The 14110-nt window shown below is 72.9% G+C and carries 13 protein-coding genes; 6 read left to right on the top strand and 7 right to left on the bottom strand.

Annotated features, from left to right (window positions below; all coding sequences use genetic code 11):
• Position 1: 1 nt before the first annotated feature.
• Positions 2–721, bottom strand: a complete 720-nt coding sequence (locus tag ACGFZK_RS35815) for a pyridoxal 5'-phosphate synthase (protein ID WP_393853004.1) — start codon at positions 719–721, stop codon at positions 2–4.
• Between the two features lie 1873 nt (positions 722–2594).
• Between ACGFZK_RS35815 and ACGFZK_RS35820 the strand changes: the two genes are divergently transcribed.
• Positions 2595–2801 carry a DUF4287 domain-containing protein gene (locus ACGFZK_RS35820; RefSeq protein ID WP_393853005.1) on the top strand — a complete coding sequence of 69 codons (207 nt, stop codon included), beginning with the start codon at positions 2595–2597 and terminating at the stop codon, positions 2799–2801.
• Between the two features lie 29 nt (positions 2802–2830).
• On the opposite strand, the gene ACGFZK_RS35825 is transcribed toward ACGFZK_RS35820, so the two are convergent.
• Positions 2831–3973: an acetyl-CoA acetyltransferase gene (locus ACGFZK_RS35825; protein ID WP_393853006.1), complete on the bottom strand. Its 1143-nt coding sequence runs from the start codon at positions 3971–3973 to the stop codon at positions 2831–2833.
• Between the two features lie 254 nt (positions 3974–4227).
• On the opposite strand from ACGFZK_RS35825, the gene ACGFZK_RS35830 reads away from it, so the two are divergent.
• Together ACGFZK_RS35830 and ACGFZK_RS35835 are read left to right on the top strand one after the other, a co-directional pair.
• Complete coding sequence (locus ACGFZK_RS35830) at positions 4228–5526, top strand: acyl-CoA dehydrogenase family protein (protein ID WP_393853007.1); 1299 nt, start codon at positions 4228–4230, stop codon at positions 5524–5526.
• Entirely contained in the window at positions 5526–5999 is a 474-nt protein-coding gene (locus ACGFZK_RS35835) for a nitroreductase family deazaflavin-dependent oxidoreductase (RefSeq protein ID WP_393853008.1), read from the top strand. The genes ACGFZK_RS35830 and ACGFZK_RS35835 overlap by 1 nt, the downstream gene beginning before the upstream one ends.
• Positions 6000–6169: 170 nt before the next feature.
• On the opposite strand, the gene ACGFZK_RS35840 is transcribed toward ACGFZK_RS35835, so the two are convergent.
• On the bottom strand, positions 6170–6817 hold the full coding sequence (locus ACGFZK_RS35840) for a TetR family transcriptional regulator (RefSeq protein WP_030013555.1): 648 nt from the start codon (positions 6815–6817) through the stop codon (positions 6170–6172).
• Between the two features lie 319 nt (positions 6818–7136).
• Here ACGFZK_RS35840 and ACGFZK_RS35845 point away from each other — a divergent pair, with 319 nt between their 5' ends.
• From ACGFZK_RS35845 to ACGFZK_RS35855, 3 genes are all read left to right on the top strand, one after another.
• Positions 7137–7931 carry a VOC family protein gene (locus ACGFZK_RS35845; protein WP_393853009.1) on the top strand — a complete coding sequence of 265 codons (795 nt, stop codon included), beginning with the start codon at positions 7137–7139 and terminating at the stop codon, positions 7929–7931.
• Positions 7932–8124: 193 nt separating this feature from the next.
• Positions 8125–10521, top strand: coding sequence for a serine/threonine-protein kinase (locus ACGFZK_RS35850; RefSeq protein WP_393853010.1), 2397 nt, complete (start codon positions 8125–8127; stop codon positions 10519–10521).
• Between the two features lie 68 nt (positions 10522–10589).
• Complete coding sequence (locus tag ACGFZK_RS35855) at positions 10590–11090, top strand: peptidylprolyl isomerase (RefSeq protein ID WP_393853011.1); 501 nt, start codon at positions 10590–10592, stop codon at positions 11088–11090.
• Positions 11091–11188: 98 nt separating this feature from the next.
• On the opposite strand, the gene ACGFZK_RS35860 is transcribed toward ACGFZK_RS35855, so the two are convergent.
• From ACGFZK_RS35860 to ACGFZK_RS35875, 4 genes are all read right to left on the bottom strand, one after another.
• Positions 11189–12424 (bottom strand): DUF6193 family natural product biosynthesis protein, encoded by a 1236-nt coding sequence (locus ACGFZK_RS35860; RefSeq protein ID WP_393853012.1) that lies wholly within the window; start codon positions 12422–12424, stop codon positions 11189–11191.
• The gene (locus ACGFZK_RS35865) at positions 12414–12785 is read right to left on the bottom strand and encodes a YwqJ-related putative deaminase (RefSeq protein WP_393853013.1); all 372 of its coding nucleotides are present in this window, start codon (positions 12783–12785) and stop codon (positions 12414–12416) included. Before ACGFZK_RS35865 ends, ACGFZK_RS35860 begins: the two co-directional genes overlap by 11 nt.
• Positions 12786–12798: 13 nt before the next feature.
• Positions 12799–13260, bottom strand: a complete 462-nt coding sequence (locus ACGFZK_RS35870; protein WP_393853020.1) for an SUKH-3 domain-containing protein — start codon at positions 13258–13260, stop codon at positions 12799–12801.
• Positions 13261–13282: 22 nt separating this feature from the next.
• A partial coding sequence (locus ACGFZK_RS35875; RefSeq protein WP_393853014.1) for a YwqJ-related putative deaminase occupies positions 13283–14110 on the bottom strand: 828 nt, incomplete at its 5' end.

Raw genomic sequence — 14110 nt, forward strand, 5'->3', positions numbered from 1 at the left:
GTCAGGGCCAGAGCAGCTCGCGTTCCCAGGACCCGCCGGCCGTACGGGAGTACCGCAGGCGGATGTGCCGGCGGGCGGCGTCCCCCTGGAAGAACTCCACCTCGGCGGGCTCCAGTACGTACCGCGTCCAGGTCGGGGCCGGCGCGTCCGGCTCGGCTCCGGCCCGCTCCCAGGCGGCCGCCGAGACCCGCGCCAGCTCCTCCACGGAGCCGAGCACCTCGCTCTGGCGCCCCGTGAGCGCGGCGGCGAGCGCACCCCGCGAGCGGACCGCCAGGTCCGCCCGGCTCTCCTCGGGCCCGCAGGCGCCGACCCGACCCCGGACGCGGACCTGGCGGCCCACGGAGGGCCAGTAGAACCCGAGAGCCGCCTCCGGCTGCCCCGCCAGCTGCACGCCCTTGGCGCTGGTGGCGTGCGAGGCGAAGTGCCAGCCCCGTGCGTCGGCGTCGTGCAGCATCAGCGTCCGCACATCGGGCCGCCCGTCTCCATCCACGGTGGCCAGACTCATGGTGTGCGGCTCGAGCTGCCCCGCGCGTGCGGCATGCACGAACCACTCCCGGAAGAGGGCCAGGGGCTCACCGGGCGCGGTGGTGGTGTCGAACCCGGGGAGCGGGGAGTCCCACACGCGCAGGGAACGCAGGGTGGCGCGGAATTCGTCGGCGGTGGTCGGGCCGGTTTCGCGGGTGCCACCGGTCTCGGGGGTACCGCTGATGTCGCTGCTCATGCGGGCCATGGAACATCAGGGGCGGGGTGGGGCGGAAGTCACCCGGCCGGGGTCGGGGGGTGTGGGGGTGGCTTCGGCGGTGGAACCGGGGTGGGTGGGGTCGGTGGCGGTCGACGGGGGCTTCGGGGGGTGGGAGCTGCTGGGGCGGGATCGGGAGGTGTGGGGGTGGCTTCGGGTGGGCGGGAGCTGCTCGGGCGGCATCAGGGATGGGTATGGGGGTTTCCCGTCAGTCTCATCGTCTCTCCGGTTCGGGCCGGTCCCTCAAGGGCGCTCCTTCGTCGCGTCGCTACGCGATGGCCTTCGGCCACCCTTGACCGACCGTCCCGCCCCGGAAAGTCGAAGACTGTCGGGAAGCCCCCAAAAGAACGAGCCGGGCGGAGCCTTTAGGGACGGGGCGGTCAGAGATGCCCGACCCGGTCGGGCGCAAGAGGCACGACCGACAGGCGAGGCCCATCACAGCCATCGGCCGGATCGGGGAGCGCGTCCAATCGCTACGCGCTCCTCACCTCTCAGCGTCCGACGACCGTCTTGGGCTGGGCATAGGCCGCCCACGACCTCGGTTCGGTGCCCGCTATGCGTCCGACGACCGCCTTGGGTTGGGCATAAGCCGCCCACGACCTCGGCTCTACGCGCGACATGCGTCCGACGACCGCCTTGGGTTGGGCATAAGCCGCCCACGACCTCGGCTCGGCGCCAGACATGCGTCCGACGACCGTCTGTGGCTGGGCAGAAGCCGCCCGCAGCATCAGCACTCTCTCTTTGACTGCGACCGACGGCCGTCAGGGGCCGTTGCGAGGAGCGGTCGGCTGATTCCTCGGCTCAGCCGAGGTGGGGGCGGGTCAACGCGAGGACGGCACCACAAACCCACACCCAAATAAGGTCAATTGGGGCAAACGGTCAGCCTTCTGGGCCGCACACACTCACTGACCCGAGCTCACCTCGACATAGCCGCCGTCTGACGCGCCTCCACCCCCCAACAGCCGTCAGACGCATCGCATGAGGAGCGCCCAAGGGTCGTGGGCGGCCTATGCCCAGCCGCAGACGGTCGCCGGACGCACAGCGGGCACCGAACCACGGTCGTGGACGGTCTTTGCCCAGCCCCGGGAGGTCTCGGACGCATGTCGAGCGTCGAAGCGAGGTCGTGGGCGGCGTATGCCCAGCCACAGACGGTCGTCGGACGCATAGCGGGCACCGAACTGAGGTCGTGGGCGGTCTATGCCCAGCCCAAGACGGTCGTCGGACGCTGAGACGTGAGGAGCGCGTAGCGATGTGGCGCGCCCCACCGACCCGGCCGACGGCGGGCATGGGCCCCGCCTGCCGGACGTGGCCTCTTGCGCCCGACCGGGCTGGGCATCTCCGACGAGGCCGTCCCTTTGTCCTTGGCCCGGCTCGTTCTTTTGGGGGCTTCCCGACAGTCTTCGACTTTCCGGGGCGGGACGGTCGGTCAAGGGTGGAGCGCAGCGACATCGCGAAGCGACGCGAGGAACGAGCGCCCTTGAGGGACCGGCCCGAACCGGAGAGACGATGAGACTGACGGGAAACCCCCATACCCATCCCTGATGCCGTTCAGCTGGCTCCCGCCCTCCCGGAGCCGCCCCCACACTCTGCTGCTCCCGCCGGTTCGGCTCCCGCCCACCCGAAGCCGCCCCACACCCTCCCGCTCCCGCCCGCCCGGCCCCGCCGCCAGCGCCCCCGCCGCGCCCGCCGACCCCGCCACGCCCCGCCGCGCCTCCCCGCCCCGAAGGGTTTCCCCCGGGCCGATGAGTTTTCCGTCCCGCAGGAGTCATACCTACGGAAGCCGCACACACCCACACCCGCACCCGCACCCGCACCCGCACACACCCGCCCCGCCCCGCCCCGGAGGATCCGCATCATGGCCGAGACAGTCAAGGGCCCCGCCAGCTACTTCCCCTCGATCGAGAAGAAGTACGGACGTCCGATCGGGGAGTGGCAGGACCTCATTCGGTCCTCGCCGCTGTCCAAGCACATGGAGCTCGTTTCGTGGCTCAAGGCCGAGCACGGCCTGGGGCACGGTCACGCCAACGCGCTCGTCGCCCACACGCTCGCCGAGGGCAAGTAGCGGCGGCCCCGCCCCCGGGCGGGGGCCGCTCACCCCCGCCCCAGCAGGACCGTTCCCGACGAGCAGAACCAGCCGCCCGTGCCCGAGGCCAGGGCGACCTCCGGGAGGCGGCCGCCGGGCTTGGTGACCTGGCCCGGGCCCGCCTCGCCGCGGAGTTGGCGGACCGCCTCGACCAGGAGGAACAGGCCGCGCATCCCGGGGTGGCAGGCCGACAGGCCGCCGCCGTCGGTGTTGACCGGGAGTTCCCCGTCGCGCAGCAGGCGGCCCTTCTCCACGAACGCCCCGCCCTCGCCCTTCGCGCAGAAGCCGAGGTCCTCCAGCGTCACCAGGGTCATGTAGGTGAAGGCGTCGTAGATCTCCGCGAGGTCCACGTCCGCCGGGGTGAGGCCGGCCCGCTCGAAGGCGATGCGGCCCGAGACCGCCGCCGGGGACACGGTGAAGTCCTCCCACTCCGACATCGTGGTGTGGGAGACGGACGTACCCGCGCCCAGCACCCAGACGGGGGCCTTCGCGGTGTCCGGTACGTAGTCCTCCGCCGCCAGGAGCACCGCGCAGCCGCCGTCCGAGCGGATGCAGCAGTGCAGCTTGGTGAAGGGGTCGGCGATCATCTCCCCGGACAGGACGTCCTCGACCGTGATCGGGTCGCGGAACATGGCGTCCGGGTTCGTGGCCGCGTTCGCCCGGGCCTGTACGGCCACCGAGGCGAGCTGCTCGAGGGTCGTGCCGTACTCGTGCATGTGGCGGCGGGCGGCCATGGCGTACTTGGAGATCAGCGTGTGGCCGTACGGGACCTCGAACTGCAGCGGTCCCCGCGCCCCGAAGGAGAGGTTCGACGTGCGGCGCCGCGCCTTGATGTCGGCCCGGGCCGTGGAACCGTAGACCAGGAGCACGGCGTTGGCGTGCCCGGCGGCGATCGCGTCCGCCGCATGGGCGGCCATGACCTCCCAGGTCGAGCCGCCCACGGAGGTGGAGTCGACCCAGGTGGGGCGCAGGCCCAGGTACTCGGCCACCTCGACCGGTGCGAGGGTGCCGAGGCCGGCCGAGGCGAAGCCGTCGATGACGGAGCGGTCGAGGCCGGAGTCGGCCAGGGCGCGGCGGGCGGCCTGCGCGTGCAGGGCGTAGGGGGTGGGACCGTCGACCCGGCCGCAGTCCGAGAGGGCGACGCCGACCACCGCCACCCTCCGGCGGCCACGGGGCGTCGGTCCGGGCGTGGGACCAGGTGTGGGTCCCAGTGTCGTTCCAGGCGTGGGTCCAGGTGTGGGTCCGGGCGTGGGTCCAGGTGTGGGTGCAGGCATGAAGGGACGGTATATCTGACGGAACGTCAGATGCTAGACCCCTCCGCGCAACCCGCCCTCGCCGCCCCCTGTGCATCTGGTGCCGCCGGGCCTAACATGACGGCCCGTCAGATACGGGGAGGAGCCCGACGATGGATGCCGCCTTCACCGCGGAGCAGGACGAGATACGCCGTACCCTGCGCGAGATCCTGGGCAAACGCTGCGGCCCCGACGAGGTCAAGGCCGCCGTCCGCACCACCGCCGGACACGACCGCGAGCTCTGGCAGCAGCTCGCCCGGCAGCTCGGGCTGCCGGGCATCGCCGTCGCCGAGGAGTACGGCGGTGTCGGCTGCACCTCCGCCGACCTGGCCCTGGCCTGCGAGGAGACGGGGCGGGCGCTGCTGCCCTCGCCGCTGCTGGCCACCGCCGCGCTGTGCGCGCCCCTGATCACCGCCCTCGGCACCGGCGCCCAGCGCTCCGCGCTGCTCCCGCCGCTGGCGACGGGCGGGCTGACCGCCGCCCTCGCCGTCAGCGGCCCGGCACTGGCCACCGCCCTCGCGCTGACCGGCGAGGACGCCTCCGGGCAGTGGTCCGGCGGCGGCCGCGCGGGCGGCGTCCAGGCCCGTGCCGGCGCCGCCGACGCCGACGCCGGAGGCGGTTGGCGGCTGTACGGGGAAGCCGCCCAGGTGCTCGACGGGCACAGCGCCGGTCTGCTGCTGGTCGCCGCGCACACGGGCGGCTTCGCCCGTAGCCGCACCCTGCTGTTCCTCGTGCGGGAGGACGCGCCCGGGCTCGTACGGTCCCGGCAGGCCGTGCTCGACGAGACCCGCCCACAGGCCAGGATCCAACTGAGGCACGCCCCGGCGGAGTTGCTCGGCGACGAGGGGGCCGATGTGCTCGGCGCGCTCGCCGCCACCGGGCGTACGGCCTCCGCCGTGCTGGCCGCCGAGGCGGTCGGCGCGGCCGGACAGGCGCTCGCCCGTACGGTCGACTACGTACGCCAGCGCGAGCAGTTCGGCCGGGCGATCGGGTCGTTCCAGGCGGTCAAGCACCGGCTCGCCGACCTGTACGTACAGGTGCAGGCGGCCCGCTCGGCGGCCTACTACGCGGCCTGGGACCCGGACCAGGGCGGCCTCGCGCTCGCCCAGGCCCTGGAGGCCCTGCGGATGACCGCGGGCGAGGCGATCCAGCTGCACGGCGGCATCGGCTTCACCTGGGAGCACGACGCGCACCTCTACTTCAAGCGGGCGGCGGCCGACGAGCTGCTGTTCGGCCCGGTCCACCGGCTGCGGGCGCACGCCGCCGACCGTGCGGGTCTGTTCACGGATCCGGCCGCCGTCCCTCCTGCGGACCGCCCGGCCCGGCCCGCACCCACGCCCCCGCCCGCACCCCCCGCCACGTCCACGTCCAAGCCCCCGTCCCCGCCCGCCCAAGAGAAGGTGGCCGTCTGATGGCTTCCGGCGTCAAGCTGATGCAGAAGGTCTCCTCGACCATGCTCTTCGCCAAGATCGCGCCGCACTTCATCCCCGCCATGGACAAGGCGGTGCACAAGCTGACCCGCGGCAAGGTCATCCTGAGCGCCCAGATGCTGCCGGGCGTGATCCTCACCGCCAAGGGCGCCAAGACCGGCGAGCCGCGCACGACCCCGCTCGCCTGCATGCCGGAGGACGGCGGGACGACGTGGATCCTGATCGGCTCCAACTTCGGCCGGCCGGGGCACCCGGCATGGACCGGGAATCTGGTCAAGCACCCGGACGCGGACGTGAGTTGGCAAGGCCGGGACATTCCCGTCCGGGCCCGGCTGCTGGCGGGTGAGGAACGCGCGCAGGCGTGGCGGGCGGTGCTGAGGTTCTGGCCGCCGTACGCGACGTACCAGGCGCGCATCGAGCGCGAGATCCGGCTGTTCCGCCTGGAGCGTCGCTGATCGCAGGCGTGATCGGCGTGGGTGGGGTGTGATCGGGCGGTCGGGCAGGCGCGTGCAGGGTCGGGCAGGGTCCGGGCAGGTGCGTGCAGGGTCGGGCAGGGTCCGGGCAGGTGCGTGTGCAGGGGTCGGGCGAGGTCGGCGGGCCCCTGGAGGGCGTCCGGGGGCCGCCGCTACTTCGTCGGCTTCTTGCCCGTGATGCCGAGGTGGACGAGCAGCGCCAGATTCGGCTTGAGCTCGGCCTGCTTGACGCCCCAGGTCTGGAAGCCCTTCTGGTGCGAGGCGACCGCGGCCAGCATCGCGACCAGCGAACCGGCCATCGCCGCGGGGCTGATGTCCTTGTCGACCTTGCCCTTGGCCTGGAGCTCCTTCATCGATTCCGTGAGGGAGTTGGTGACCGAGTTCAGGATCTTCATGCGGATCTTGTAGAAACGCTTGTCGCCTTCGGCCGCGCCGAGGTCGACGACCCGCAGGATCGCGTCGTTGCGGCGCCAGAACTCCAGGAATCCTTCGACGAGTTCCTCGGCAGCGGCCCATCCGGACTTGCCGACCCAGGTCCGGCCCTCGACGAGCGACGTCAACTGCGCGCCCTCGGTGGCCATTTGTTCGGCGATCTCCAGGACGGCGCCCTCGACGTCCGGGAAGTACTGGTAGAAGGTCGCGGGGGAGGTACCGGCCTTGCGGGCGACGTCGATCACTTTGACGTCGCGGTACGGCGAGGAGCTGAGCATCTCGCTGAGGCAGTCGAGCAGCTTCTGCCGCGTCGCCTGGCCGCGCCGGCCGGCGACACGCCCGTCGACGGTGCGTACTTGTCCTGTCATGCCGTCAGCTTACCGAGGGGTGATCGGCGCGCTATTCGGCCGCCTGCAAATGGGGTTACGGGGTCCCTGGCCTGGGCGGAAGTTGCTCCCGGGCGGCCGCTGAGGGGCATTCCGGCCGGGATCGCGGCCCTGCGCGGCCCCCACCGGACCGTGGCCGCGCCCCGGCGGCCCCCGGGAACCCGGCCCGGGCGTGTCGCCCGGTTCCGCGAGATTTCCCCCGATTAGTCTTATCAACAGGCTGTGGACAAGTTTTCGGGCAGATCATGGCTGGGAGAGGTGGGAGGGTACACACCCCCGCACAACGGAAGGAAACGGGCCCATGGCCGCATTCGCGGAAGGCGCACCCTGCTGGGTGGACGCCTCGCTTCCGGACGTCGAGGCGGGCAAGCGCTTCTACGGTGAGCTCTTCGGGTGGACCTTCGCCGACAGCGCGGGCGCCGAGTACGGCCACTACACCCAGGCCTACAGCCGCGGCCGCAACGTCGCCGCCCTCGCCCCCAAACCCGACGGCCGGATGCCCACCGTCTGGGGGATCTACCTCTACACCACCGACGCGTACGCCTGCGCGCAGCGCATCCGTGCCGCCGGCGGCCAGATGGTGATGGACCCGATGCCGGTCGGCCCGTACGGCACCGCCGCGATGGCCGCCGACCCCGGCGGAGCCGTCTTCGGCCTGTGGCAGCCCGGCACCCACCACGGTTTCGACGCCCAGCAGGAGCCGTACACGTACTGCTGGAGCGAGGTCTACACGCGGGCCCGCGACGCCGTCGACGTCTTCTACGCCAAGGTCTTCGGCTACGTCCCGCAGGACCAGGACGACGCCGGCGTCGAGTACCGGATCTGGTCCCCGCCCGGGACCGCGCCCGGCACGGACACGGCCGTCCTGGGCCGCAGCCTGATCACCGACGCCTTCCCGGAGATCATGCCCGCGCACTTCCTCGCCTACTTCGCCGTCCCGGACTGTGACCAGTCGGTCGCCATGGTCCAGCGGCTCGGCGGCCGGGTCACCGCAGACCCCTTCAACACCCCCTACGGGCGCATCGCGGTCGTCGCCGACAACCAGGGGGCGGTCTTCGGGCTGCTGTCGGAACCCCGGACGAAGCCGGAGGCGTAGGCCTTCCCGGACGGATCGCCGAGCAGATCACACCGCCCTCCTCGACGTGCCGGGGCCGGACCGGGTCCGGGCCTGACAGAATCGGGGTTGCTCGACCCGGGTGGCGCCCGGGGTGAGACGCTGCACGGGGCAGGGCCCCGTGCCGGCGGAAGCGGGCCCGGTGAGTGGCCCGTACGGGGAGGTGTGGAGGCGAGTGGTGGAGCAGCTGACGCAGCACGACCCGAGACGGATCGGCCCCTTCGAGGTGCTGGGACGGCTCGGCGCCGGCGGCATGGGGCTGGTCTATCTCGCGCGGTCCGCGTCCGGACGGCGGGTCGCGATCAAGACGGTGCGGACCGAGCTCGCCGAGGACCAGCTCTTCCGCGTCCGCTTCACGCGCGAGGTGGAGGCGGCTCGCGCCGTCTCGGGCTTCTACACCGCGGCCGTGGTCGACGCCGACCCGCGCGCCGCCGTCCCGTGGCTGGCGACCGCGTACGTCCCGGCGCCCTCCCTGGAGGAGATCGTCCACGAGTGCGGGCCCATGCCCGCCCAGGCCGTACGGTGGCTCGCGGCCGGTATCGCCGAGGCCCTGCAGTCCATCCACGGGGCCGGCCTGGTCCACCGCGACCTGAAGCCGTCCAATGTGCTCGTCGTCGAGGACGGCCCGCGCGTGATCGACTTCGGTATCGCGAGCGGTGTCTCCAACACCCGTCTCACCATGACGAACGTCGCCGTCGGCACCCCCGCCTACATGTCGCCCGAGCAGGCGAAGGACTCGCGCAGCGTCAAGGGCGCCAGCGACGTCTTCTCCCTCGGCTCCACCCTCGTCTTCGCCGCCACCGGGCACCCGCCGTACCACGGGGCGAACCCGGTGGAGACGGTCTTCATGCTGCTGCGCGAGGGCCCCAACCTGGAGGGGCTCCCCGCCGAGCTGCGGCCGCTGATCGACTCCTGCATGCAGATGGACGCCACGCTGCGCCCCACCCCGGCCGACCTGCAGGCGCAGCTCGCCCCGCACCTGTTCGACGGGGGCGACGACAGCGGGACCGCCTCCGCGTGGCTGCCCACGCGGGCCGTCGCGATGATCGAGGCCCGGCGCGCGGGGCACCGTACGCCGCCCGCCCCCGTGGCGGCGGCGCCCGGGCCGAACTCCGGGGGCCGGGGAGCGGCCTCCGAGGCCGCCACGCACCGCCGCCCGCGCGGGGTCGACTCCTGGGTGGACCCGCGGACCGGCCAGGCCGTCCCGCAGCGCCCGCACCACCCGCCGATGTCCCCGGTGCCCTCCGGCGAGCCGGTGCGCCTGGGCGGCTCGCCGGTGCCGATCGGGCCCGGTCCGCGCGCGACGGCCGCCGCCCCGGCCGCGCACGCCTCGGCCTCCGCCTCGGACTCGGCGACCGGCTGGATCCGTCCGCCCGGCGGGTCGGTTGCCACCCCCTCGGCGGTGCAGCCCGTACCGAGCCAGGGCCCGGCCCCGGACAGCGGCCGCTGGCGGCCGTGGCGCTTCCGCATGTCCAACGAGGTCTGGGGCACCCCGACCGTCGCCGGGAACCTGCTCTACGTGACCTCCTTCGAGGTCCACGCGCTGGACGTGGCGAGCGGCCGCCGCCAGTTCAAGACCCGCGACGTCGCCTGGTCCATGGCGGTCGCCGACGGCCGGATCCACGCCTCGGACGGCCCCTCCCTCTACGCGCTCGACGCCGGTGACGGCTCCGAGCGGTGGCGGCTGTCCACCGACGCCTGGGTGTACGCGCTGCGCGCCGAGCGCGGCACGGTCGTCACCGCCACCCGCGGGGGCGGCGTACAGGGCCGTGAGGCGTCGAGCGGCCACAAGCTGTGGGAGCTGTCCGGCGCGCAGAGCGACTTCGAGACCGCGGAGGCGGCTCCCGTCCTGCACGACGGCACGGTGTACGTGTGGCAGGACGCCCGGTTGCGCGCGCTGGACGCCCGCAGCGGCCGCGAGTCCTGGTCGTACCCGATCGGCGACGCGGCCTCCTGCGGGAACGTGCCCGTCCGGGTCACTCCGGCCCCGGACGGCAACGTCTACATCGCGGCCGGCACCCGGGTCCTCTCGGTGGACCGGGCCTCGGGCCGGGTCCGCTGGCACTTCGAGGCCCCGGCGGTCTTCCTGGCGCCCCCGGCCTTCGCGCCGGGCGCGGCGATCACGGGCGGCGGGGTCTACCTCGTCGACTACCTGGGCACCGTGTACGCCCTCGACGCGGCCACCGGCCACGACCGCTGGCGGATCGCGACGGAGGCACGCCAGTCCGCGGATCCGGTGGTGGTCGCGAACGGCAACGTCCACCTGGGTGCGGGCAGCGCGCTGTACACGCTCGACGCGGTCACCGGCACCCCGAAGTGGCGGTTCGCGGCGGGCGGCGAGATCACCGGCCTGCCGGCGGTCGCGGACGGCCGGGTGCACTTCGGGTCGGCCGACCACTGCCTGTACACGCTGGACGCGGCGGGTGGCCAGCTCCGCTGGAAGCTGGCCACGGGCGGCGAGATCACGGGCGCCCCGGTGGCGGACGCGGGGGTGGTCTACGCGTGCAGCAAGGACCGCTGCGTGTACGCCCTGGACGCGGCGAAGGGCACGGGCACCCGTACGAGCGGCTGACCTGCCGGGAGGCGGGGCTGCGGCCCCGCCTGGTAGCGCACCGCACCGGGAGTGACAGGATGGACCCCATGAGCGACAACGTCTACTTCGACATCACCATTAACGGCGCCCCCGCCGGCCGCATCGTCTTCGCCCTCTTCGACGAGGTCGTCCCGAAGACGGCGCGCAACTTCCGCGAGCTGTGCACCGGCCAGAACGGCTACGGCTACGCCGGCTCGGGCTTCCACCGCGTCATCCCCCAGTTCATGCTGCAGGGCGGTGACTTCACCAACCACAACGGCACCGGTGGCAAGAGCATCTACGGCGAGAAGTTCGAGGACGAGAACTTCCAGCTGAAGCACGACCGCCCGTACCTGCTGTCGATGGCGAATGCCGGCCGCAACACCAACGGCTCGCAGTTCTTCGTCACCACGGTCGTCACCTCGTGGCTCGACGGCAAGCACGTCGTCTTCGGCGAGGTCGTCGAGGGCAAGGAGCTCGTCGACCAGATCGAGGCCCTGGGCTCCCAGTCCGGCGCCCCCAAGGGCAAGGTCGAGATCGCGGCGTCCGGCGTCGTCGAGGCCGTCTGATCCCCATCCGCCTGCACGGCCGGTCGGCCCCGCCCCCTCCGGGGGGACGGGGCCGCCGCCATGTCGGGGCGTGGCCCGTGCCATGCGTCAGGGCGGCGTCACAGGTCGTTCGAGGTGCCGTCGATCGCCGGGCCACAGCCCTCGGGGAGATGCGCGGCGATCAGGCGGTAGGCCTCTTCCACCGTCTCCGCCACGCCGAGGAGCGTGTTGTCGGACTGGCGGCGCACCCGGTAGCCGCCACTGACCTGTGGGAAGGCGGTACCGATGTCCCGGGTCCATGGGAACCGGGTGCAGCGGCTCAGGTACAGCACGCCGTGGCTGACCGCCGGGAACAGCTCCCGGAGCGCCGGATGGCTGTACGCGGCCTGCGGCACGGCGGGATCGACCCGGTCCGGACCGTAGGCGAGGACGGTCCGCCATGCGGTCGCCACGATCTCCGCGGCGGCCGGGCGGGCCAGGTCCGCGACGCAGGCGGCGAAGACCTCGGCGGGGCTGCCGATGGAGGCTCCCCGGCCTGCGGTGAGGGTGAGGTCGGCCGTGGACGGGTGGGCGGCGGAAGCGCCCACGGTCAGGGCCCACGCGAAGGTCGCGGGCGGTCCGGTGACGGCGGGCGGCGGCGGCACGGACAGCTGCAGCTCGGTGCCCTGGGTGCGGACGCCCGCGGCTGCGAGCGCCTCGGCCATGTCCCGCGCCAGCGGATCGGCCGCGGCTTCCAGTGATCCTCCGGGAAGCGGGAAGACCCGGTCGAGGGCGAGTGCACCGATCCCGCGCAGGGGGGTGGCGCGCAGCCGGATTGCGCGGGCACTGTACGCGCCGTGACGGTGCAGGACGTAGACGGCGGTCAGCGCGGCCCTGACCCCTTCGAGCAGCAGCTCCTCGGCGGGCAGCGGCCCGGCCGTCCATGCCTCCCGCCGCGCCGTGAGCCGTACGGGCATCCGCCCCTGCGCGAGTGAGGTCAGCCCCTCGGGCACGCTCTCCCCGAGCAGCCGGGCGCCGCCGTGGTCCACGGTGAACAGACGGCCGAGTTCGTCGACGGCGAGCGGGGCGTCGGCGTCGGTCCGGCCGAAGGGGAAGAGCCGGACGCCGAGGTCCGCGCCGAGGCGGTGGAAGCTGCCCACGGTGTACGCGGCCTCGCGCGGGTCCACGGCCGCCCCGGTCGGCGCGACGTCCAGCCCGGGGCCGGAGGGGGGCACGCGTCGCCCGTGCCAGGCCCGCAGGGCTTCCTCGGCGGCGGGGAACAGCTCCCAGCCGAGGGCCGCGACCTCCAGCACGGCCAGCATGGCGGGGTGCCCGGCGGCGCCGGCCCGGTCCGGGGCGTCGAGGTCACCGGTCATGGAGGACGGCGATACCGAGCCGGTCGAGCAGTGCGGAGCAGGACCGGCACACCTCGGCCTCGGTCCCGTGCTCGGGGTCCCCGTGCGGCCGGATCTTCCGGGCGACGACGGCCGCTCCGGCGAAGTGCGGCAGGGCTTCGTCGAGGCCGGTGCTCCGCCCGTCGCCGCGCTGCTGGTCCAGGGCGTAGAACTGGTCGGACACCAGGGCGGATTCGGCGCAGAGGCCGATGAACGGTTCCCGCTGCGCGGCGGGGAGCGCGTCGAGGAACTGCTGCACGGCGGGGTGCAGACGGGGCTCGCCGTCCCCGCTGAGGCTGGTGTGGCTCAGCACCTTGTTCTGTACGAGCAGTGAGGCGGCCACGCCGGGTACCGGATCAGACAAAGTAGTTCCCCGCTTCTTCCAGCGGCCCGCGCAGCAGGCAGCTGAGGGCTTCGTACGTGTTGCTGCCCACGAAATAGGGCCCTGTGTGGTGGAGCAGGAAGAACCGGCCGGCCTCGTCGATGAGGATCATCGACCGGTCGAAGGCGTCGTACCCGATGGGAAACACCCTGGTGCCGAGGTCGGCGGCCAGCTCGGCGACGTCCTCGCCGCTCTCCTCGTAGATCCAGTGGGGGACGAACACCGCTGCGTCCGGGGGGTCGCCGGGGATGTCCAGCCTCAACTGTCCGTACTCCCGGAGGAAGTCGACCGCGGTGTGCAGCGGTTCGAGGGGAAAGCCCTCCTCCTCGTACTTCTCCGTGACCACGCGGGTCAGGGCCGCCACCTGGTCCCCGATGTCGCGCCCGGGATGCCAGCCGGCCGCGGTCACCGCGGCTTCCACCTCTTCGGGTGTCATTCTGGCCACTTCTCTCCTCCTCTCAGTGCTGGTGGGGTGTCACTCCGGCCATGGGCAGCAGTCTCGTGCATGACCTGCACGGGGGTTTGTACTCCCCGTGCAGGATCTGGTCGTCGCCGGGCCGCATGTCGCCGATCTGCCGTGTGTGGATGAGTGATCCACGCATGGCTTCCTGGACGTCGGCAGGTGTGACGATCTTGGTTCCCGTGGGATCGAGCTGGTGCAGGCGATCGGAGATGAGTGCGACTTCCGAGCACTTTCCGTGGCCATTACCCGTGTCCTTCCCCTCGCTGGTGAGCTGCTGTTCCACCTGGTCCAGCAGATTCTGCACGGCGGGGTGGCGGTTCATGGACGCGGTTCCGGTGGTGGCGTTGCTCGAGTGGACGGTGAGGACTCCGTCGTGCAGGAGGGTGCCGCCGCACGCGGTCTTCAGGCGGTGCTTGCCCTCCGGGTAGGGGTTGGTCTGGGGCTGGTTCTTGGCGTCGTTCGCGAGTCTCCTCGCCTCCTCGACCATGAGCTTGCGCTGGTCCTCGGGCGAGAGGTGGTCGACGTGCAGCGCGTCCCGCCGGTGGTGCTTCATGTTCCCGGCGGTCTGGCCGTGCCACTTGGGCTGGGGGTCCATGCGCCGGCCGGCCGGGCCGCCGTCACCGGCCCCTCCGCCGCCTCCGCCGCCTCCGCCTGTGCCTCCGCCTCCGCCGGTCGGCGGTTTGCCGCCCCCGCCGGATCCGCCCTCGCCGCCTCCGGTGGAGTCCTTCTTCAGGCGGTTGAAGTCGTCGTGGAGGGCCTGGTCGTTCTTCTTGTGGTCGGTGGAGATCTGTTTGACGGCCTTGGGGAGCGTGGTGCCGACGTG

The organism is Streptomyces sp. NPDC048257 (genome assembly GCF_043201855.1).
In the GTDB taxonomy this organism is placed as follows: domain Bacteria; phylum Actinomycetota; class Actinomycetes; order Streptomycetales; family Streptomycetaceae; genus Streptomyces.